18 protein-coding genes and 2 pseudogenes are annotated in these 19,232 nt (G+C 66.1%); 10 read left to right on the forward strand and 10 right to left on the reverse strand.

The window, feature by feature from the left end; genetic code table 11:
* Window positions 1-116 precede the first annotated feature (116 nt).
* Window positions 117-467, forward strand: a complete 351-nt coding sequence (locus APS40_RS00005; protein ID WP_055049485.1) for a hypothetical protein — start codon at window positions 117-119, stop codon at window positions 465-467.
* Here the strand turns inward: APS40_RS00005 and APS40_RS00010 are convergent.
* The 9 genes and pseudogenes from APS40_RS00010 to APS40_RS00045 all read right to left on the reverse strand — a co-directional run bounded on the left by APS40_RS00010 (window position 445) and on the right by APS40_RS00045 (window position 6,682).
* Window positions 445-861, reverse strand: a complete 417-nt coding sequence (locus tag APS40_RS00010; RefSeq protein WP_197279400.1) for a DUF308 domain-containing protein — start codon at window positions 859-861, stop codon at window positions 445-447. The genes APS40_RS00005 and APS40_RS00010 overlap by 23 nt on opposite strands.
* A gap of 34 nt (window positions 862-895) precedes the next feature.
* Window positions 896-1,051: pseudogene (locus APS40_RS25555) on the reverse strand (HdeD family acid-resistance protein); the annotation flags it as partial.
* A 55-nt stretch (window positions 1,052-1,106) separates the two neighbouring features.
* On the reverse strand, window positions 1,107-1,373 hold the full coding sequence (locus APS40_RS25115; RefSeq protein ID WP_055045110.1) for a GMC oxidoreductase: 267 nt from the start codon (window positions 1,371-1,373) through the stop codon (window positions 1,107-1,109).
* Window positions 1,346-2,050, reverse strand: coding sequence for a GMC family oxidoreductase N-terminal domain-containing protein (locus APS40_RS25120; protein ID WP_055045111.1), 705 nt, complete (start codon window positions 2,048-2,050; stop codon window positions 1,346-1,348). Before APS40_RS25120 ends, APS40_RS25115 begins: the two co-directional genes overlap by 28 nt.
* Window positions 2,051-2,096: 46 nt before the next feature.
* The gene (locus APS40_RS25125) at window positions 2,097-3,197 is read right to left on the reverse strand and encodes a gluconate 2-dehydrogenase subunit 3 family protein (protein ID WP_055045112.1); all 1,101 of its coding nucleotides are present in this window, start codon (window positions 3,195-3,197) and stop codon (window positions 2,097-2,099) included.
* A gap of 19 nt (window positions 3,198-3,216) precedes the next feature.
* Entirely contained in the window at window positions 3,217-3,756 is a 540-nt protein-coding gene (gene hpt, locus APS40_RS00030; RefSeq protein ID WP_055045113.1) for a hypoxanthine phosphoribosyltransferase, read from the reverse strand.
* Window positions 3,757-3,758: 2 nt separating this feature from the next.
* Entirely contained in the window at window positions 3,759-4,634 is an 876-nt protein-coding gene (locus APS40_RS00035) for a carbohydrate ABC transporter permease (RefSeq protein WP_335338169.1), read from the reverse strand.
* Entirely contained in the window at window positions 4,631-5,593 is a 963-nt protein-coding gene (locus tag APS40_RS00040; RefSeq protein ID WP_055045114.1) for an acetylxylan esterase, read from the reverse strand. The genes APS40_RS00035 and APS40_RS00040 overlap by 4 nt, the downstream gene beginning before the upstream one ends.
* Window positions 5,594-5,653: 60 nt before the next feature.
* Window positions 5,654-6,682 carry a LacI family DNA-binding transcriptional regulator gene (locus APS40_RS00045; RefSeq protein ID WP_055045115.1) on the reverse strand — a complete coding sequence of 343 codons (1,029 nt, stop codon included), beginning with the start codon at window positions 6,680-6,682 and terminating at the stop codon, window positions 5,654-5,656.
* A 238-nt stretch (window positions 6,683-6,920) separates the two neighbouring features.
* On the opposite strand from APS40_RS00045, the gene APS40_RS00050 reads away from it, so the two are divergent.
* The 8 genes and pseudogenes from APS40_RS00050 to APS40_RS00085 all read left to right on the forward strand — a co-directional run bounded on the left by APS40_RS00050 (window position 6,921) and on the right by APS40_RS00085 (window position 16,550).
* On the forward strand, window positions 6,921-9,263 hold the full coding sequence (locus tag APS40_RS00050) for an alpha-L-rhamnosidase (protein ID WP_055049487.1): 2,343 nt from the start codon (window positions 6,921-6,923) through the stop codon (window positions 9,261-9,263).
* Between the two features lie 96 nt (window positions 9,264-9,359).
* The gene (locus APS40_RS00055) at window positions 9,360-10,646 is read left to right on the forward strand and encodes an ABC transporter substrate-binding protein (protein WP_055049488.1); all 1,287 of its coding nucleotides are present in this window, start codon (window positions 9,360-9,362) and stop codon (window positions 10,644-10,646) included.
* A 103-nt stretch (window positions 10,647-10,749) separates the two neighbouring features.
* Window positions 10,750-11,664, forward strand: a complete 915-nt coding sequence (locus APS40_RS00060) for a carbohydrate ABC transporter permease (protein ID WP_055045116.1) — start codon at window positions 10,750-10,752, stop codon at window positions 11,662-11,664.
* A complete protein-coding gene (locus tag APS40_RS00065) occupies window positions 11,661-12,488 on the forward strand; it encodes a carbohydrate ABC transporter permease (protein ID WP_055045117.1) in 828 nt (275 codons plus the stop codon). Before APS40_RS00060 ends, APS40_RS00065 begins: the two co-directional genes overlap by 4 nt.
* Window positions 12,489-12,735: 247 nt before the next feature.
* Entirely contained in the window at window positions 12,736-14,151 is a 1,416-nt protein-coding gene (locus APS40_RS00070) for an MFS transporter (RefSeq protein WP_055045118.1), read from the forward strand.
* Window positions 14,152-14,270: 119 nt separating this feature from the next.
* A complete protein-coding gene (locus tag APS40_RS00075; protein WP_156342767.1) occupies window positions 14,271-14,633 on the forward strand; it encodes a hypothetical protein in 363 nt (120 codons plus the stop codon).
* A 246-nt stretch (window positions 14,634-14,879) separates the two neighbouring features.
* Window positions 14,880-16,003 (forward strand): annotated as a pseudogene (locus tag APS40_RS00080) (NADH:flavin oxidoreductase/NADH oxidase).
* Between the two features lie 121 nt (window positions 16,004-16,124).
* Window positions 16,125-16,550: a hypothetical protein gene (locus APS40_RS00085; protein ID WP_055045120.1), complete on the forward strand. Its 426-nt coding sequence runs from the start codon at window positions 16,125-16,127 to the stop codon at window positions 16,548-16,550.
* A 380-nt stretch (window positions 16,551-16,930) separates the two neighbouring features.
* Here APS40_RS00085 and APS40_RS00090 read toward each other — a convergent pair whose 3' ends face one another.
* Window positions 16,931-18,139 carry a multidrug effflux MFS transporter gene (locus APS40_RS00090; RefSeq protein WP_055045121.1) on the reverse strand — a complete coding sequence of 403 codons (1,209 nt, stop codon included), beginning with the start codon at window positions 18,137-18,139 and terminating at the stop codon, window positions 16,931-16,933.
* Between the two features lie 274 nt (window positions 18,140-18,413).
* On the opposite strand from APS40_RS00090, the gene APS40_RS00095 reads away from it, so the two are divergent.
* Complete coding sequence (locus APS40_RS00095; RefSeq protein WP_055045122.1) at window positions 18,414-19,040, forward strand: TetR/AcrR family transcriptional regulator; 627 nt, start codon at window positions 18,414-18,416, stop codon at window positions 19,038-19,040.
* The last annotated feature ends 192 nt before the right edge of the window (window positions 19,041-19,232 follow it).

Below are 19,232 nucleotides of genomic sequence, written 5' to 3' on the forward strand. Positions count from 1 at the left end.
GAGACCGACCGCTCATCACCAAGGTCGACATCGAGGGAGAATGGCGCGCCGACGCCTTCACCATCAGGCCCAGCGCCAACCTCCGTTACGCCACCGAGACTGTCGGCGCCTACACGGTGACCAATCCACGCGGCGATGTCGTCGATGTCGATGGCTTCACCGCTTCGACCCTCGAGCTGGGTGGAGCGCTGACCGCCGCGCGGACCTTCGCTTTCGGCGACGGGCTCGAGCTGACGCCGACCGTGGGCATCCGCGCCGGCGTCGGCGGAACCGGCGAGGATGTGGGGATCGACAGCACCTATGCCGGCCTCACTGCCGGTATGACGCTGACCGGGCCCGGCTGGACGCGCCGCCCTGGCCGACCACGGGATCGACACCACCGGCCTTGCGGCGACGTCGATCCGCGGCACCATGTCCGGGCGCTTCTAGAACGCCCGCCGCACCTCAGGCGGCCGCTGGCCGCTTGAACTTGCGGACCCGGAAAGCCAGCATGATCAGCAACACGCCCGCGAAGATCGAGTAGCCGGCGATCGTCCAGATCAGCGACAGTGCCCCTGCCCCCGGCAGGAACAACCAGGGCGCCGAAGGCAATGCTGAGCAGGCCGAACAGGCCGAGCACCCATTCGCCCTCGATCTCCTTGCGCGCCTGAATGGCGCCCCCCAGATCGTCAGCACGCCGATGATGATCGCCCAGATGCCGATGAAGATGAGCAGGATGAAGGCGGTCATGCCGGGCCAGAAGAAGGCGGCAAGGCCGGCAAGGATGCTGACGACACCACTGATGGCCATCCACCAGCGATGCCCCATGGCCGGCGACGTCGCCCGGCCCGAGATGGCCGCCCACAGCGCGAAGAAGACCATCGACCAGCGTGTAGGCGCCCCATAGCAGGGTCAGGGAGATCAGCGTGATGCCCGGCCACAGCATCGCCAGCACGCCGAAGGCAATGGCGGCGATGCCGCGCAACAGCAGCAACCACCAGTTGTCGCCAAGCAGGGCCCGCAGGCGAGGAGGAAATTCCGAAGCTGTCGAAGTCTGCGTCTCGGCCATCATGCTTCTCCACTGGTTGCGGATAGCTCCGGAACTTCCGAGAGCTCCGGTGTCGACACTAGCAGAGTCTCTCGACCTCGAAAAAGTCAAACACCTCGCTTCTGCCGCAAGTACCGCAGCTTCGATCCGGAAACCGGGACCTATCGGGCCGGCTATTGCGAAGTGCGAGATGATCGGCGTTGCGGAACGCCAGTGCCATGATCGTCAGCACCGGGTTGAAACCGCCATTGGTCGGGTGCAGCCCGCCATCCGAAACGAACAGGTTGTCGTGGCCCCAGACTCGGCCAAATGCGTCGGTCACCGAGTTGGAGGGATCGGTGCCCATGCGGCAGGTGCCGGCCTGGTGCTGCCACCGGACAGCACGGGGTCGGGCGCGAGGCCCCAGGTCGCCAGCGCGCCGGACGCACGCAGCCAGTCGAGCGCCTTGCCGTGCATGTAGTGCGCGGTGCGCACCGTCTCGGCGTGCACCCTGCCCGACGCCAGCAACCGGCAGTCCCACTTGTCGCGCACTGCCGGAGCGATCTGCACCCGGGCTTCGGCATTGGGGATCTCGTGCACCGGTCCGGCGCCATTGGTGGGCGGCGCGGCCCTTTGGCGCCGCCGTTGCCCGGGCGGCAGCACGTTCTTCCAGAAGATGATCGGCGGCTGCACGAAATCGTCGGCCAGCATGCCGCCGCCGACGAAACCGGGGTTGCCGTGGTTGTAGGCAGTGGTGGCGATGCTGACGCCCGGACCGCGCGAGGCATGGACCGCCTCGTCGAACTGCCCATAGGCGGTGGCGTAGACATGGCCCTGCAGGTTTCGCCCGACGAGGTCGTGCCCATTGCCCAGCCCGTTCGGTTCGCGCGCAGACGGTGAGTTGAGCAGCAGCCGCGCCGTCTCGATCGCGCCACCGGCGAGGACGACCGCTTTGCCGTGCACCGCATGCTCGGCCCCGCTGCTGTCGGCAAACCGCACTCCGGTGACTTTGCCGGCGCCGTCCGTCTCCCACCGCAGCACCATCGCCCGGTGACGAGGTGACAGCGCCCGGTGGCGAGCGCCCGCGCTATCATGGTGTTCTGCGTGCCGTTCTTGGCGTCGCTCGGGCATGGAAAGCCGACACAGCTGCCGCAGCCGATGCAGGCGTCGCGGCCGTGCCGCGGCTGGCTGTTGATGGCGAGCGGCGGTCGCGTCGTCGTGATGCCGAGCGCATCGGCACCGCGCTTGAGGACGGAGCGCGCCGGGCTGTCCGGTAGCGGCGCATCGGGTAGTCGCGGGCGCGCAGCCCTTCGTGGCTATGGGCGGCGCCGTCGCCCGCGACGCCGATCTCCCATTCGGCCCGCTCGTACCACGGCGCGAGGTCATCGTAGCCGATCGGCCAATCGACCAGCGACGAGCCTTGCGGGACGCCATAGAGGCTCGCCATCTTGAAATCGGCGCGATGAAAGCGCCAAGCCTGCGCGCCATAGACCAGCGTGCCGCTGCCGACGGCCGAGGCGAGGTTCTGGTAGCCGTTCTCGTGCGGGTGCAGCACCTGCTCGACGCCATCGGCGCCGACCAGTACCCGCGGGTTGCCGTCGAGGTCCGGGCCGGTATTGTGGCCGTAGAGTGCCAGCCGATGGTTGCGCAGGTGATCGCGATAGCCGCTATCGGCATAGTCGCGCTGCAGCCCGCGTTCGAGCAGCAGCACATGCTTGCCGGCTTCGGCGAGCACCCCGGCCGCCACGCCCCCGCCGGCTCCCGCGCCGACGATGATCACGTCATAGTCGAGCGTGCCTGAGAAGGCTTGCGGCGGTCGCCCGTGGCGCGCGGCAGGGCCAGTCGGGCCTTCCGGCAGTCCGTGCTCGTAGCCGACCATCCGCCACGACGCCGCGCTGCGATTGCCGCCATTGCCTGGATCGGCATAGACGCCCTCCGCGACCAGCTCGCACAGCTCACGGAACCACGCCGCGCCATCGACTGCGGCAAGGGCGGCGTCTTTGTCGACATCGGCGAGGCCGACGAAGCCTGGCGGCAGGCCGACGAGGCCGGCCGCGATAGCGGCTCCCAGCTTGGGCCGCGCGGCAAGGATCCCGTCGAGGTAATCCAGCGCCCCCAGGGCGATGGCCCCGCCGTCCTGGTCGGCCGGCATGATGCGGTCGACCACCGCAGCGAGCAGCGCGCGATCCATGTCCCCTCCCCGCCCGACTTCAGTCGGTGAATCGCACGGCGCCGATGTGACCGAGGTTCCGGTTGCGCTGCGCATAGTCGATCCCGTAACCGACGACGAACTTGTCGGGGATCTCGAAACCGATCCAGCGGGCTTTCACATTGGTCTCGCGTCGCGACGGCTTGTCGAGCAGCGCACAGACTTCGATGCGCTTGGGATGGCGCGTCGCGAGGATCTCGAGCACGTGCTTCAGCGTGTAGCCGGTATCGACGATGTCCTCGACCACCAGCACGTCGCGGCCTTCGATCTCGCCGCGCAGATCCTTGAGGATGCGCACTTCGCGGCTCGACTCGGTGGAGTTGCCGTAACTCGAAACCTCGAGGAAATCGACCTCCACCGGCAGGTCGAGCTCGCGCACCAGGTCGGCGATGAAGATGAACGAGCCGCGCAGCAGCCCGACCACCACCAGCTTGTCGGTGCCGGCATAGTGGCTGGAGATTTCCTTGGCGAGCGCCTCCACCCGGGCCGCGATCGCCTTGGCCGAGATCATCTCGTCGATCACGTAGTTCCTGGTCGTCATGCCTACTTCAGTGCCCCTTGGGTGAGTCCGCGCACAAAGTACTTGCCGCCGATCAGATACACCAGCAGCGGCGGAACGATCGCCATCATCACCGTGGCCGCCGAACCGCCGGCCCGCACCCCCATGATCGCCGCGGTGATCGGCTGCTGCGTCCCCGAGGTGAACACCATGCCGTAGAGGTACTCGTTCCAGATCTGGGTGAACTGCCAGATCACCGTGACCGCGATGATCGGTCCCGAGAGCGGCAGCATCACACGCAGGAAGATGCGCCAGAAGCCGGCCCCGTCGACCTGCGCAGCCTTGATGATCTCGGTCGGCACGCCCGTGTAGAAGTTGCGGAAGAACAGCGTCGCAAACGAGATCCCCATCACCGTATGGATCAGCAACAGACCCAGCACGTTGTTCTGCAGGCCGAGCTGACCGATGATCCAGGCCCAAGGCAGCAGCGCGATCTGGCTGGGCAGAAAGATGCCGAGGAAGATCATCACGAAGATGAATTCGGAGCCCCGAAACTTCCACTTGCTCAGCACATAGCCGTTCAGCGCCCCGAGGACGGTGGTGGCGATGGTCGCCGGCACGGTGATGATCAGCGAGTTGAGGAAGTTGGGCCCGAGCCCGCGGCACATGCCGCTGACGCAGGCATCGTTCCAGGCGCGCCGGTAGTTGTCGAACGAAAAACTCTCCGGGATGGCGATGATGCCGTTGCGAAACACCTCCTCGCCATCCCGGAACGAATTGAAGAACACCAGCAGCGCCGGCACTGCATAGACCAGGGCAAACAGCGCCAGCAGGGCATAGATCGCGACGCGCGACACGGCCCACCGGCGACGGGCGCTGGCGCCGTCGCGGTCGGCATAGTCGAGCGTCAGGGCGGTCACGGCAGGGTCTCGTCGAGCCAGGCCACCTGCCGCCGCTCCTGCCAGGTGCCGCCGCCCTCGTGGTTGTTGAAGGTATAGCTCTCGATGGTCTTGGGACCGCCCCAGGCATTGTAGGCGCCATAGACCGTGGAAGGCGGACAGACATCGTCCATCAGCGCCACCGAGAACAGCGCGGCCGCCTTCGAGCGTGCCGAGAAATGCACGCCGTCGAAATAGTTGATGGTGTTGTAGGCGGCGGCCGCCTTCTCGCGATGGGTGGCGAGGAAGCGGACGATCTCCCCATAGGGGTCGCGGCTGGTGAGGCCCACCGCCCGCGGGAAATCGCAGAGGAACGGCACGTCCGGCATCGCCGCTTTCACCTTGGGCTCGAGTCCCGCCACGGCGATCGAGATGCCGCCGCCCTGGCTGCCGCCGACTACGGCGAGCTTTGCCGGATCGGTCTCGGCGCGCCCGAGCACCGCCTCCACCGCGCGCACGCCATCGGTGTAGACGCGGCGATAGTAATAGTCTTTGGGATCGTTGATGCCGCGGGTCATGAACCCGGGATGCGCCGGGAACGACCCGGCGGGATCGGGCGTATCGCCGCGCGACCACGAACTGCCCTGCCCGCGTGTATCCATCACCAGCACGGCGCGGCCGGTGGCCGGCCACAGCAGATGCTCCTGCGGCAACCCGCGGCCACCGCCGTAACCGATGAACTTCACCACGGTGCCGCGCGGCGCCGCACCGGCCGGCTTGATATACCAGCCGCGCACCCGGTCCCCGCCGAAGCCGGAGAAGGTGACGTCGGCGACGTCGAACAGCTTGAGCCCGGTATCGACCGGCTGGAACACCGCCTCCAGCGGCTTGGCCCGCGACTGCTGGAGCGTCTCAGCCCAGAAGCTGTCGAAATCGGCGGGAGCGACGGCGCTCGAACGGTAGCTGTCGAGCTGTGACTGCGGCAGGTCGAAAAACGGCATGATCTCTATCGGGTTCGTTGAGGGATAATGATGGGCTGGAATGGTAGCTGAAGGAAAGCACTACGAAGGGCGGGGCCGCGAGCTGCCGCGCACCACGAGGCGTGGCGTGACGACGAAATGGTCGCCCTGCTGCCGGCCGTCGATCCGCTCGATCAGCAGGCGCGCCGCCTGCAGACCCAGCACCTGGCCGGATTGGTCGACGCTGGTCAGGCTGTTCTGCGCCAGGTCGCAATAGATGGTGTTGTCGTAGCCGACGACGGCGAGATCGCCGGGGACCGACAGCCCCAGGTCCTTGGCGACGCTGAGCGCATGCAGCGCCACCATGTCGGTCCAGCAGAACAGCGCTTCCGGCCGATGCCGGGATTCGAGCAGGTGGCGGACCACTGTCTGCACCTCGCGCGCCGTCTGATCGGCCGGCACGATGTTGATGTGCTGGCCGAGCCCGTGTTCCTTCATCGCTTCGCGATAGCCGCGCTCGCGCTGCACCGTGACCACCACGTTCTTGGTGGGTACGGCGAGCGTCACCATGGTGATGCGGCGATAGCCATTGGCGGCGAGGTGGCGGACCACCTGCGCCGCTCCGGCCACATCATCGTTGTTGGCGGTATCGAGCGTCGCCAGTTGCGGCACATGGTAGCCGACTACGGCCGTCGGGATGCGGACGGAGACCGACTCTGCCGTCTCGGGCGGCATGCGCGGACCGATCATGATCAGGCCGTCCATCTGTCGGTCGATCATCGAGTCGATCAGCGACATCTCGATTGTCTCGGCCGAGCGGCTGACCCCGATCATGGTCTGGTATTGGGTGCGTTCCAGCGCCTCGTTCACCCCAGCAAGAATATCGGCAAAGAACGGATTGCGCATGTCGGGCAACAGGATGCCCAGCGTGTAGGTGCGGCCGCGCATGGCACGGGCGCCGGCATGCGGGCGGTAGTTCAGCCGTTCCATTGACGCCTGAACCCGGGCGCGCAGCGTGTCGCTCACCCCATAGGCGTCGCGCAGCACCTTGGAAACCGCGGCTACCGACACCCCGGCATCGGCGGCGACCGTCTTGATGGTGACTCGGCCGGTTTTCGTTGTTGGCGCCACAGTTCCCCCCGAACCGCCCCCTTCTAGCAACCCGCTTTCCACAACACAACGTGAGCGATTTTGGCGGTTTTTGAGGGCATTTGGCGACTAATGCGCCGATTTGGCGGTTCGTGCGCGAATCCTGCTTGAACAGATTGTGTAGAACGGTATACGTAGAACGTCACACGTTGATCGGCAGCCGCATGGCGCCGCACGGACCGAAACAGGTCCCTGGGAGGATGCAAAAGTGAACGAGACGATGCTCATCCGGGCAGGTGAAGCCGTATCCAGCCAAGGCGCCTGGGTTGCCGACATGATCCACCCCAGCGTCGACCAGGGTGTCGGCACGCAGTCGTCGTTCCTGCGCAAGAGCTTCCACCGCCCCGCCGGCGGCGGCGGCGCGACGCTGCGGATCAGCGCGCTTGGCCTCTACCGCGCCTTCATCAATGGCAAGCGGGTCGGCGACGACCTGCTGACCCCGGGCTGGACCAGCTATTGGGACCGGCTCAGCTTCCAGACCTACGACGTCTCCGGCCTGCTCGAGGACGGCGACAACACCATCGACATCTGGCTGGGCGACGGCTGGTATCGCTCGCGCATGATGTGGCCGCGCAACCAGCTGCTCAACACCTGGGGCGACAAGGTCGGCGCCATCGCCGAGCTGCGCGGCGCCGATGGCGAGCTGATCGTCGGCACCGACGCCAGCTGGCAGAGCGGCCTCGCTCCGATCCTCAAATCCGGCATCTACTATGGCGAGAACTATGACGCCCGCGCCGAGGATGCGCCGGCGAGCGGTACCGCCACGGTGCTTGATGGTTTCGACAAATCGACGCTGCTGCCGGCCGAGACGGCCGGGGTGCATGAGCTTCCTGCCCTGCCGGTGGTCAACTCCTTCGCCGATGCGGAAGGCCGGACCGTCTATGATTTCGGCCAGAATGCCGGCGGCTATGTCGCTTTCACCGTCGAGGGCGAAGCCGGCGCCAAGGTCACCATCGAGCACGCCGAGCTGACCAACCATCTGGGTCAGTTCGACCGCGAGAGCATGCGCTCGGCCGAGGCTCGGGTCGAGTACGTGCTGAAGGGCGGCGGGCCGGAAAGCTATCGCCCCACCTTCAGCTTCTTCGGCTTCCGCTTCGCCCGCGTCGCCATCGAGGGCAAGGCGACGATCAGCAAGATCGAGATGATCCCGATCAGCTCGGCCATCACCCGTACCGCCAACTTCAGTTCGGCCAACCCGCTGGTCAACCGGCTGGTCGAGAACACCGTCTGGTCGCAGCGCTCCAACTTCATCGAGGTGCCCACCGACTGCCCGCAGCGCGACGAGCGACTGGGCTGGACCGGCGACGCGCAGGTCTTTGCCCCAACCGCGTGCTACCTGCACGAGAGCCACGGCATGCTGGTCAAGTATGTACGCGACCTGATCGCCGACCAGCGCGCCGATGGCGCCATCCCGCACGTGGTGCCCGATCCGACCCGCAACCATGAGGATGTGGTGCCGGGCTTTTATGGCTCGACCGGCTGGGGCGATGCCATCGCCGTGATCCCCTGGACGCTCTACACCCACTATGGCGACCGCGCGATCCTCGAGGAAGCGCTGCCGGCCATGGTCAAGTGGAACGACTTCGTCTGGTCGATCAGCGATGGCCCGATCGTCCGGCCGCCAGCCGGCTGGGGTGGGCGCGGCTTCACCTTCGGCGACTGGCTGCAGCCGCAGGGCGATTTCGCCAAGCCCTATCCGACTATCGGCGACGACGCAGCAGCCACGATCTACCTCTACATCTCCTCGCACCTCGCCGCGAAGGCGGCCGAGGTGGTCGGCGACCAGGCCCAGGCCAGGCGGCTCAACGAGCGCGCCGAACTGGTCAGGAAGGCCTATCAGCGCGAGTTCATCACCGCCTCGGGGCGGACCGGCTACAACGACCAGACCTCCTATGCGCTGGGCTTCCTGTGGGACCTGATCCCGCCCGAGCACTACGAGGCGGCCAAAGGCTACTTCAAGGAAACGGTGGCCCGCGCCCACGGGCGCATCGGCACCGGTTTCATCGGCACCCCGGCACTCTTGCCGGCACTGGTCAAGATCGGAGAAGCCGATCTTGCTGCAGCAGTGTTCCTGCAGGAGGGCCTGCCCGGCTGGTTGTTCCAGGTGAAGATGGGCGCCACCACCATCTGGGAGCGCTGGAATGCGCTCAACGAAGACGGCGTGGCGTTCGACCCGCAGATGAACAGCTACAACCACTACGCCTATGGCGCGGTGTGCCAGTGGCTGCTCGAAGGCGTCGCGGGCTTCCGCCCCGATCCGGCCCTGCCGGCCTTCAAGCACATCTTCTTCGAGCCCACCATCATCCCGGCGCTGTCGCCGGTCGCCGCCAACCATGACTCGGCCGCCGGCCGGATCGAGGCGGGCTGGAAGGTCGATGGCAGCAAGGTGATCTACACCATCACGGTGCCCGAGGGGGCCAGCGGCACGCTCGTTCTCGCCCCCGACTATACCGATGCCAGCGTCGACGGCATCGCCGTCAGCGAGCGCGGCACCGACGGAAAAGCGCGCAGCCTGCTCGCGCCCGGAAAGCACAAGGTGACATTCCGGATCAGCAAGCCCTGACGGCGGAGGAGCCGGCGGGACGGACGAACTGAACAAGAACTGCAACCGGCCGCCGGAGGACCCGTGGCGGCCCCAAGGGAGGAACTATCAATGCTGATGCGCAATCTGACGCGTGCGGCGCTGGCGACCACCGGCATCGTCGTGATCCTTGCGGGCGCCGCGAGCGCGCAGGACAAGGTCAAGCTGACCTTCCTGTTCGACAATGCCCCCTCGACCGTGGCCATGGCCGAGGCCCTGGCTGCCGCCTTCGAGGCCAAGCACCCCAATATCGATATCGAGACCGAGAGCCGCCCCGGTGGCGCCGATGGCGACAACCTGATCAAGACGCGGCTCGCCACCAGCGAGATGGCCGACGTATTCCTCTACAATGCCGGCTCGCTGTTCCAGGCGATCAACCCGGTGCAGAACCTCGTCGATCTCACCGATGAGCCGTTCCAGGCCAACGTGATCGACAGCTTCAAGACGACCGTCACCGGCACCGATGGCCGTGTCTACGGCGCGCCGATCGGCACGGCGATGGGCGGCGGCATCCTCTACAACATCCCCATCTACAAGGAACTGGGCCTGTCGGTGCCGAAGTCATGGGCCGAGTTCATGGCCAACAACGACAAGATCAAGGCTGCCGGCAAGGCCGCGGTGATCCAGACTTTCGGCGAAACCTGGACCAGCCAGCTGTTCGTCCTGGGCGACTTCTACAACGTGCAGGCCGCGGTCCCCACCTTTGCGGCCGACTACACTGCCGGCAAGGCCAAGTACGCCACCACTCCTGCCGCCATGAAGGGGTTCGAACGCCAGGAAGAGATCTTCAAGGGCGGCTACCTCAACGAGGATTTCGCTGCCGCCACCTTCCCCGACGGCGTGACCAAGGTCGCGACGGGCGAAGGCGCGCATTACCCGATGCTGTCCTTCGCGGTGGCCAACATCAAGGAACTGGCGCCGGAGCACATCAACGATGTCGGCTTCTTCGCCATCCCCGGCGACGACGCGGCCAGCAACGGCCTCACCACCTGGATGCCGGCGGGCCTCTACATCCCCAAGACCTCGCAGCACCAGGCGGAGGCCAAGGAGTTCATCGCCTTCGTCGCCTCCATCGAAGGCTGCGATATCCAGACCCAGTCGGCCGGCGCGACCGGTCCATACCTGGTAAAGGATTGCACCCTGCCCGCCGACGTGCCGCCGGTGGTCTCCGACCTGCTGCCCTACTTCCAGGACGGCGGCCACAGCGCCCCGGCCCTCGAGTACCTCTCGCCCATCAAGGGTCCGGCGCTCGAGCAGATCACCGTGGAAGTCGGCTCGGGCATCCGCTCCGCCGCTGACGGCGCCGCGCTCTACGATGAAGACGTCAAGAAGCAGGCCCAGCAGCTCGGCCTGCCCGGCTGGTAAAAGCGCCGATCGCATGTGAAAACTCGGCGTCCGGCCCCGTCGTCGGACGCCGATACCCAGGCGCCCCGAGGGCGCCTCGTCAGAGCCTTGAGGAGGGACGGGTATGGCAGTTGCGGTTGCAGAAGGCTCGGCGCCGGTCGCGAGGCCGGCGCGCAAGTCGCGCACGGCGGGGCTCTATCCGAGCTGGTTCTACCTGCCTGCGGCCATCATCTTCGCCGTGCTGTTCATGCTGCCCACCTTCGCGTCGCTGTTCTTCAGCCTGACGCGCTGGACCCTGCAGAAAGCCGATTTCATCGGGCTCGAGAACTTCGCCCAGTTCTTCCGCGAGCCCTTCCTGTTCCAGGGCCTCGTCAACACGCTGATCTACGGCGTTGTCACCTCGAGCCTCAAGGTCGTGCTCGGGCTATTGCTGGCGCTGCTCTTGACCTCCGACATCTTCGGCCGCGGGTACCTCCGCGCCGTGGTGTTCTTTCCCGTGCTGGTCTCGACCGTCGGCGTCGGCATCACCTTCACCGCCATTATGCACCCCACCCAGGGGCTGATCAACGAGACGCTGGCCTCGATCGGCATCAAGGGCCCGGGCTGGCTTACGGACCCGCGCTTCGCCCTCTATTCGGTGGCGCTGGTCGATGTGTGGAAGGGCGTCGGGCTCGCCACCGTCATCTACATCGCCGGCATCGTCTCGATCCCGCTCGAGTATTACGAGGCCGCGAGGATCGACGGCGCCAGCTCATGGCAGCGCTTCTGGACCGTCACCCTGCCGCTTGTCCATCCGGCCACCGCGACCGTGGTGATCCTCAGCTTCATCGGCGGCCTGCGCTCGTTCGACCTGATCTGGGCGATGACCAAGGGCGGCCCCGGCTTCACCTCCGACGTCATCGCCTCGGTGATCTACAAGCAGTACCAGGCAGGCTTCTATGGGCTCTCCACCGCCGGCAACGTCGTGCTCTTCGTCATGGTGGCGCTGATCATCGTGCCGCTCTCGCTGTTCCTCAACCGCAAGGAGGTGGACCGGTGAGGCACGCCCAGCGCTACATCTATGGCGGCATCGCCATCGCGGCCTCGGTGGTCGTCTTCCTCGTGCCGTTCGCCTTCATCGTCCTGACCGCCGTCAAGGACCGGCGGCAGGCCGCGACCCGCTCGTTCGACTGGCCGACCAGCTGGCACTTCTGGGACAACCTGGTCGAGGTGGTGCGCACGCAGGACTTCATGCTCGTCACCGCCTTCGTCAACTCGATCATCCTCACCGTCGCCAGTGTCACGCTGCTGGTGGTGCTGGGCGCCATGGTCGGCTTCGTCCTGCAGCGCCGGCCGTCGCGCTGGACCCCGATCGTCAACTTCCTGGTGCTGGCCGGACTGATCATCCCGCCGGCGGTCGTCCCCACCATCTGGGTGCTGCAATCGGTCGGCCTGTTCAAGACCCTGCACGGCATGATCCTGATCGAGGTCGCCTACGGGCTGAGCTTCACCATCCTCCTCTTCCGCGCCTTCGTCGCCACCATCCCGAGGGAACTCGACGAGGCGGCGATCATCGACGGCGCCGGGCCGCTGCGGCTGTTCTTCCAGGTGGTGCTGCCGTTGCTGAAGCCGGTGGTGGTGACGGTAATCGTGGTGCAGTCGGTGGCGATCTTCAACGATTTCACCAACCCGCTCTACTACCTGCCGGGCAAGCAGAACGTCACCGTGCAGCTGACGCTGTTCAACTTCCAGGGGCAGTTCAATACCTCGCTGCACCTGCTGTTCATGAACATCCTCTTGATCACCATCCCGCCGCTGATCGTCTACCTGTTCTTCAACCGGCAGATCGTGGCGGGGATGACGGCCGGAGCGGTTAAGGGGTAAGCGCTGGCAGCGCCCCAGCGTCCCCTCTCCCTTGGGGGAGAGGGTCAGGGTGAGGGGGCCTTGCCACAAGCGCCGAGCGTGGGAAAGGCCCCCTCACCCGGGCCTCCGGCCCGACCTCTCCCCAAGGGAGAGGTGATCAGTGCGCCAACGCCACTCCGGCGCAAAATCACCCGCCTCATCCTATTCGCCGATACCCGCCGGCAGCGATTGATGTATTGGTACCATACTAGTCAATCGCATCCTCACCATGTCCTCACCGCTCAGCCCACACGCCCGCAACGTCGCCCTCGTGGTCGCCGCCACGCTGTTCATGCAGTTTCTGGATGGGGTGATCATCGTCACCGCCCTGCCCCGCATGGCGCTCGATTTCAATGTCGGCACGCTGGAGATGAGCCTCGGCATCACCATCTACATGCTGGCGGTGGCGGTATGCATTCCGGCCGCGGCGTGGCTGTCGGACCGCTTCGGCGCCCGACGGGTGTTCGTCGTCGCCATCGCGCTGTTCACGCTGACCTCGATCGCCTGCGGCATGGCCGCGGACCTGGGCCAGTTCGCCGTCGCCCGCGCCCTGCAGGGCGCCAGCAGCTCGGTGCTGTTCCCGGTGGGGCGTATCATCGTGCTGCGCACGGCGCAGAAGTCGGAAATCGTCTCAGCCATCGGCCTCACCATCTGGCCGGCCTTGTTCGCGCCGGTGATCGGCCCGGCGCTCGGCGGCTTCATCACCGAATACATCTCCTGGCACTGGAACTTCTGGATAAACATTCCGCTCGGCATCGTCGGCATGGCGCTGGTGCTGCTGATCGTTCCCAGGGATACCGAGTTTGCCGAGCGGCCCTTCGACGCCGTCGGCTTCGTCCTCACCGGCATCACCCTGGGCTGTCTGCTTTACGGTTTCGATGCCCTCGTTCAGGGCGGCATGCCGATCTGGATGTCGGCTCTGCTGATCGTGGTCGGGCTTGCCGTCGGTTTCTGCGCCGTGCGCTGGCTGCTGAACGCCAGGCATCCGCTGATCGACCTCAGGACGTTGAAGGTCCGGACTTTCGCGGCGACCGACGCCAAGGCGGGCGCCATCCTCAGGACGGCGATCAACGCCACACCCTTCCTGCTGCCGCTGATGTTCCAGGTTGCCTACGGCATGGATGCGCTGAGCGCCGGCGGCCTGGTGGTGATCTACTTCTTCGGCAACCTCGCGATCAAGGCGGTGACCACCCCGACCCTGCGCCGCTTCGGCTTCCGCACCATCCTGACGGTCAACGGCGTGCTGGCCGGCATCGCCGTAGCGGCCTGTGGCCTGCTGGGGCCTCAGACCCCTTACCTGCTCACCGTCGCGGTGCTGTTCATCGCCGGAGCCACGCGCTCGATGCAGTTCACCGCCCTTGCCACCCTGGCCTTTGCCGATATCGACGCGAAACAGCGGAGCTCGGCCACCACCATTTCCTCCATGTCGCAGCAGCTCTCGATGGTGTTCGGTGTCGCCATCGCGGCGGGGTGCCTCAATCTCAGCCAGATCTGGCGCGGGGCGCCGGCGCTCGGCGTACTCGACTTCCAGATCGCCTATCTGGTGATGGGACTGACCATCATAACCTGCGCCCTGCAGCTGCTGGCGCTCGAACGGAACGCGGGCGCGGAAGTATCCGGCCATCGGAGGCCCCAGGCCGCCTGAATTTCCCACCCGTTTCGACCGCAAGTTCAAGCGGACTGATTGACTGGTCTCATCGCTCTGCTAGCAATTGCCGGGGGAGCGACGGAGCGGCACGTCCTCTCGTCATTTGGGGGGACAAGATGACTTCAGTATTTCGCATGGCCGCATCGACGACCTGTTTGGCATTACTGGCCGGCTGCAGCGGCGACGCCTGGATCACCGGTGGGGAACTGATCCGTCCGGGCGAGCCGACCGGCACCATCACCGTGGTCAACGGCACCGGCCGCGTCATCGACGTGATCCTGATCTCCGAATGCGGCGCCTCGACCTATGGTCTCGATCGCCTGCCCGATACCGTCGCGCTGTCCTCCGGGCAAAGCTACAGCTTCGCCGTTTCGGCCGGCTGCTGGGATGTCGATGCGGGCTCGGTCGGCTATGGCGAGGCGCGGCAGCGCCTCAGCGTCGCGGCCAATGGCATCACCGAGTACACGGTGACCGACTAGCCGGTCGCCCCGCCTAGTCGGCGTTGCTGACCCGCCAGGTCGTGCCGCTGTCACCCTCGGGGACGAACAGCGTATCGGTGGCCTTGCCGCTCTCGCCCTCGCAGTCGGTGCCCGCGCGCCATTGCCGTTGGCTCGCCCGGCAAGCCCGTTTCCCCGGCACACGCCATGGTGATCATCGGTACTTGCCGATGGAGCCGAGGCTGTGCAACATCGCACCCTTTCCCTCCCTCTGCAGCAAGACCACCAATGTCCCAACTTTTCTCGCCGTTCACCTTGCGTGGCCTGACCCTGCGCAATCGCACGGTCATCGCCCCGATGTGCCAGTACTCGGCCCAGCACGGCCTCGCCAATGACTGGCATTTCGTGCACCTCGGCCGCTTCGCGCTCGGCGGCTTCGGTCTCGTCATCCTCGAGGCCACCGGCGTCACCCCGAGGGCCGCATCTCCTACGGCGACCTGGGGCTGTGGAACGACGAGCAGATCGCGCCGCTCGCCCATATCGTCAAATTCCTCAAGGCCGAAGGCGCGGCGACGGGCATCCAGCTCGGGCATGCCGGCCGCAAGGCGGCCACGCCGATCTGGTGGCGCGGCGGTTTCAACGAGACCGAGGCCGACAAGCGCGAATACGGCTACGAGACCTGGGTGCCCGAGGCGCCCAGCGCCGAACGCCACGCCGACAATCCGGGCTACCAGATGCCGGTGGCGCTGGGCCTGGCGGGCATTCAACGCGTGGTCCAGAGCTTTGCCGACGCCGCCCGACGGGCCGACCAGGCCGGCTTCGATACCGTCGAGATCCACGGCGCCCACGGCTACCTGATCAGCCAGTTCCTCTCGCCGCTCGCCAACCATCGCACCGATGCCTATGGCGGCAGCCGCGAGAACCGGATGCGCTTCGCTCTCGAAGTGACGGAGGCGGTTCGCGCCGCCTGGCCGGCGGACAAGCCGCTGATCGTCCGTCTGTCGGTGACCGACGGCAGCCCGGGCGGCTGGGGCGTCGAGGACTCGATCGTATTGTCGCGTGAAATGCAGCGGCTCGGCGTCGACATGATCCACTGCTCGTCGGGCGGCTTCGACGGCTACGCACTGAAGGCGGCGCCGCTCTACCAGGTGGAGCTGTCCAGGGCCATTCGCGCGGCCGGTGTCCCCACCATTGCCGTGGGCCTGATCGACGATCCGCATGATGCCGAACGGATCCTCGCCGAAGGCGAGGCCGATCTCGTCGCCTTTGCCCGCACCGCGCTCGAAGACCCGAACTGGGCCGTGCATGCCCGCCACATCCTCGAGGGCGGCGGCGACGCCTATCAGCTCTGGCCCAAGCAGGCCCGCAACCGCATCCGCGACCGGGATCGCGCCCTGGGCCTCAGGCAGTAGGGGCGCTCATCGGCCGTTCATTTTCGTGCGCTAATGATCCGATTTCCGTCGCAATCCCCGTGCCTGCTGCATGAGACCTGCGACGCACCTGTTTCCGACCACCACTGGAGATCGACACCGAATGACCAGCAAAGCCGCCCTTTTTGCCTTGCTCGCCATGTGGGGCGTCGGCTCCACGGCGTGCCTCCCGGCCTTCGCCGAGGAGGCCGCACCGGCCGAATCCGCAGTGAAGACCGGCAAGGCCGGCCTCGTCGACCGCGTCTGGACCAAGGCAGATGGCGACCTGCCCGGCGTGATGAAGATTTTCCTCTCCGACGGCACGCTGGTGCAGGATTCCTGCTGGGAGACCCACCGGCTGAGCCCTTGGGAGCTCACCTCGGATACCGCGCTCAAGTGGAACGAGGACGGCATGGATATCACGGCCGACATCGTCTCCCTCACCGATGCCGAACTGGTGCTGAAGCTCAAGCTCGGCAACGACGCGGTGGAAGAGAAATACGTGACGGCCACCGTGCCGTATGTCTGCCCGGATATGCCGAAGAGCTGAGATCGTCCGACTGAAAGAGACGGCCCCCTCCCATGTTCCCCCGCTAGAGGCCAGCCGCATATAAGCCCCTGACAGCTGTCGGAGGGCCTTCTCCCCTTGTGGGAGAAGGTGCCCGAAGGGCGGATGAGGGGTCCGCGCAACGAAGTGTAGCGCGACCTGAGCGTAGCGAGGGGCGATTGAGTACGCGGAGAGCACCCCTCATCCGGCCTTCGGCCACCTTCTCCCACAAGGGGAGAAGGCAAGAGGTGCCCTCCAAGCCATATGCGACTGCCTTGCTTTTATGGAGGAGGCCGGGAGGGGGTCGTCTGCTTCAGTAGGCTTCCCCAGAAGAAAAGGCGCGGAAGTTTCCTCCCGCGCCCCCTCCCTGCACGGGATAGCGGTTACTCAGCCGGGGCGCCAACCACCGGGGTGACCGTGGTGCGGATCGTCACCTGGGTCAGGATGAAGGCGAGGATGGCGCAGGCGGCGAAGCCGAGCACCATCGGGATGGCGGTGCCGTCGTGGAAGGCGCCGACGATCCCCATCACCACCGCGCCCAGCACCATCTGCAGCGTCCCCATCAGGGCCGAGGCCGTGCCGGCGAACTCGCCGTGTTCTTCCATCGCCAGCACCCCGGTGGTGGGCAGCACCAGGCCGAGGAAGCCGAAGGCGATGAACATCAGGCCGGAGAGCACCCACATGCTGTCGATGCCGGCGAGGAAGATGCCGGCCAGCAGCGCCATCGAGATCGCGAAGCCGGTGACCGCCCAGCGCACCACGCGCTGCAGCCCGAAGCGCTTCACCATGAAGCCCGTCGACTGCGACACCGCGAAGAACGAGATGGCGTTGACCGAGAAGGCGAGGCTGTACTGGGTCGGCGTCAACCCGTAGTGCTCGATGAACACGAAGCTCGAGTTGCCGATAAAGGCCATGAAAGCCGACATGCCGAAGGCGCCGATGAAGGTCAGGCCCATGAAGTTCCAGTCCTTGAGCAGCGAGCCATAGCCGCGGATGGCGCCGCCGATCGTCGACTCGGTCCTCAGGTGTTTTGGACGCGTCTCCTTGAGGGCGACGACCGAGAGCACGAGGCCGAACACGCCGACCGCGCCCATCACCCAGAACAGCAGCCGCCAGTCGCCGAAGGCGATGACCACGCTGCCCGCCAACGGGGCCAGGATCGGCGAGATCGAGAACACCAGCATGATCAGGCTGAACAGCTGCGCCGCTTCGGCGCCGGTATACTCGTCGCGCACGATGGCGCGCGGCAGCGACATCGCGGCGCAACCGCCGATGCCCTGCACGAAGCGCGAAACGATCAGCCACTCGACCGATGGCGCCACGGCACAACCGATCGAGCCGGCGATGAACACCAGCGTGCCGATATAGAGCGGCGGCTTGCGCCCCACCATGTCGCTGACCGGACCATAGAACAGCTGGCCCACCGCGAAGGCGGCCATGAAAGACATCAGGCTGAGCTGCACCGAGGCATCGGCGACGCCCAGTTGCCCGCCGATTTCCGGCAGGGCCGGCAGGTACATGTCGATGGCGACGGGGCCGATCACCGACAACAGGCCAAGCACGATGGCCATACGGATGAGTTTTGCGTTCATAGCAGTAAATCCCAAGACTGCTGTTGTGACTGATGGGCGAGCAGGCGGTCCGGCAACAAGCGTCGGACAGAGTTCGGCCGCGCGCGTTTCACCCCCGCGCGTCGTTTGCCTCCCTCGGCGGTTAGCCCGGTTTAGCTGCCGCTTGAATGACACCCGAGTCCACAAAAATGGACACTCGTGTCAAACTAACTTTTGGACACTCTTGTCCAATTCGTCAAGTGCCATTATCATCACGGCTATGGAGATCAGCCACGACCTACATCGCAGCCCAGCCATGCAGCGGGGCAACTACAACAAGCGATGCGCCATCATCAGCGCAGCAACGGCAGTGTTCGTGCGCGATGGCTATGTCGGGGCCAGCATCGACGCGATCGCCGAGGAGGCGAACGTGTCGCGTCAGACGATCTACAACCAGATCGGCGACAAGGAAAAACTCTTCGTCGAAGTGGTCCGCGGCATCAACGAACAGGGCAGCGCGCGGCTCGTGGCGGTTCTCGCCACCTTCCCCGACCGGCCCGAGGATATCGGCCGCGAGCTGGTGGACTTTGCCATCCGGCTGACCCGCGATTGCCTGTGCGACGAGAGCTCGCGCGCCCTGCGCAAGCTGATCGAGAACGAGGGCAGCCGCTATCCGGAACTGTTCGAGACCTGGAAGGACTATGGTCCAGGCAAGAACTGGCCGGCCATCTCCGCCCGCTTCGCCCGCCTCGCGCGCTCCGGCGACATCGATCTCGACGATCCCGACCTGGCCGCCCGGCAGTTCATGGCGCTGATCCGCGCCGACCTGCCGAACGAACCCGGCCAGATGGTGAACGACGCGGAACTGGCGCAGGCCGCCCGCAACGGCGTACGGACATTCCTCCGCGCCTACGGCAAACCCGACGCGGCGGCCGCGTTGTAGAACCCCGACAGTATCCCTCGTCGCAGTCGCCCTCCTTCTCTTCTCCCCTCAGGGGAGAAGGTGGCGCGAAGCGCCGGATGAGGGGTGAGGCGGCGCAACGCGCGCTCGCTGAGAAGCTGAACCCCTCACCCTAGTTCCGCTACGGACCTGAAGGTCCTAGCTCCACTACCCTCTCCCCTCAGGGGCGAGGGG

Origin of the sequence: Devosia sp. A16, from assembly GCF_001402915.1 — a bacterium.
GTDB lineage: Bacteria > Pseudomonadota > Alphaproteobacteria > Rhizobiales > Devosiaceae > Devosia_A.